The 2,042-nt window shown below is 59.4% G+C and carries 2 protein-coding genes and 1 pseudogene; 2 read left to right on the plus strand and 1 reads right to left on the minus strand.

Annotated elements, in window-relative coordinates:
• Nucleotides 1-892 (minus strand): hypothetical protein (locus tag ABT116_RS43515; RefSeq protein WP_351646314.1); only part of this gene is annotated, 892 nt, incomplete at its 3' end.
• 71 nt (nt 893-963) lie between these two features.
• Between ABT116_RS43515 and ABT116_RS43520 the strand changes: the two genes are divergently transcribed.
• Together ABT116_RS43520 and ABT116_RS43525 are read left to right on the plus strand one after the other, a co-directional pair.
• On the plus strand, nt 964-1,554 hold the full coding sequence (locus ABT116_RS43520; protein WP_037131391.1) for a hypothetical protein: 591 nt from the start codon (nt 964-966) through the stop codon (nt 1,552-1,554).
• Between the two features lie 207 nt (nt 1,555-1,761).
• A pseudogene (locus ABT116_RS43525) lies at nt 1,762-2,042 on the plus strand (IS3 family transposase); the annotation flags it as partial.

Raw genomic sequence — 2,042 nt, forward strand, 5'->3', positions numbered from 1 at the left:
CTAGTTCTTCGCTGGTGGGGAGGCTGTTGTTGGGCCTATACCCTTGCGCAATTTTCCGAGTAGTGAAGAATCCGTAACCCAACATTCTCGCGAGGAGTGCACCGACATCTGCCGGCCAAGGACCGTCGGTCAACGAGACGATGGCGACAGCCGGGACATCTTTGTGCTGCCACTGACGATCCGGGCTACGCTCGGCGATCGTGTGCCTGACGGAGTATCGCAACCTGTCGGGTTCAGCGTCCCCTGAAGCCTCCGCGTCTGCCTTACTCATCCATTGAGTGGGGGCGCGAGGCGCGTAGACCGCCCCGTACCTGTTCAGCACGTGATGCAGTTCGTTCTCCAGGTCGTTACGTTCGTCCCGCAGTGAGACATCAGAGTCGTTCCCTTGCTTGTACACCCGCCGAAAGTCCAGGATGTCCGCTACGTGAAACCGAAGATCGCCGGGTCCTTCAATAGCTGGTTGAACTGCGACCGCCCAATTCTGCGTCGCGGTGGTGGCTGCGATGATCGCGCCGGTTGCCTCGGTGGTGTCGGAATGACGCACCGACATCTCGAGATCTCGGAGTTCACTGCGCAGTTCGAAAACCCTTCTGTGCAGCCATACTTCGTGCGCAAGCGCCTCTTGCACGTCTGGGACTGCATCGAGCATCCTGGCGAAGAACAGCTCGTCTACCTCTCCGTCGTGAGCGGCAGATGACGTCCACTCGAGGCTGAGGCGAGGCAGTTCTGCCAATTTCGGCCTTCCGTGGCCGCGCCTCCAGTCCGCGATCCGTTTGGGTGTCACTTCTTCGTCGTTGAACATTTCGGCAAGTGCGACCGGAGTCAGATGCGCCAGGTCTTCCTTGACGAACTCCACGAATCGAAGCCACGCGGGATCTGCTGTGTTCACCATGTGGCAAGTGTGCCATTTATGGAGCAACCAGAGTGCTTGAACGGCGCAGGTTCGCCCATTAGCCTCTGTTTGTGCAGGTTGCCGCGCCGGGCGCCTGCCCGACCGAGAGGAACGACATGTCCAGGTCAACTTCCATCCGCACTGCAACGGTTGCCGCTGCTCTCGCAGCGTTCACCGCTTTTGGTGGTTTCGTCGTCGTCCCTGTCGTCCACGCGACCCCCGTCGTCGCACCGCAGCAAGGCCCAGCGGGGGCAGTTGTGAAGTACCTCCAGAAGGTCAACTGGCAGAAGGAGTTCAAGGACGCAACAAAGGGGGTCGTCGTTCAAGTCGTCCTCGACAAAGTAATCGAGATCCTGGTCCCGAAAGGCGGAAGTAACTCTATTCCCGTGGTGCAGGCGAGCAGCATCAACAGCCCCGAAACGCTGATCAATCGGAGCTCGAATCCAGCAGGTGTCTCACCACGAGTGAGCTACGTGAAATCGAACGACGCGCGAGGACTCTTCTACAGCACCCTCAAGAGCGGTGGTATTCGGAAGAGTGAAAACAGCTACAAAGTCGGGGTCCAGACCGTGAAATTCAGCCCTGGGACGTCATCGACACCGCCTTCCATCACCATCTCGAACTCAGCGGTCACGAACAAGATCGTGGTGTTGGCAAACTAAGAGTTCCGAGAAGTCCATCGCCGATCGGAGTGATGGGACATCGACGAGAGCGGGTCACACCTTTCGGTGCGGCCCGCTCTCCGTCATCTATGACTACATCTCGACTTCCGTTCCACGATCTCTCTCCGGGACCATGACCGGCTCACCGCTGAATCACACCGGAGTTTCCGGGGACTTCATCGACTTCGTCAACCGATCAAGAGCAAGTACGGCGTCGAGCCGATGTGCAGGGTGCTCACCGAGCACGGCTGCTCAATTGCGCCGTCCACCTACTACGAAGCCCGCAACCGTCCTGCGTCTCGGCGGTCTCTGCGCGACGAAAGGCTTAAAGTCGAGGTCAGCCGGGTGCACACCGAAAATTATTCGGTCTACGGCGCCCGCAAGGTGTGGCTTCAGCTGAGGCGAGAGGGTATCGAGGTAGCGCGCGGTGCACGGTCGAACGGTTGATGGGTGTCCTCGGGCTCGAAGGTGCCCGTCGAGGCAAGGCC

Origin of the sequence: Streptomyces sp. NPDC002130, from assembly GCF_040296465.1 — a bacterium.
Classification (GTDB): Bacteria; Actinomycetota; Actinomycetes; order Streptomycetales; family Streptomycetaceae; genus Streptomyces.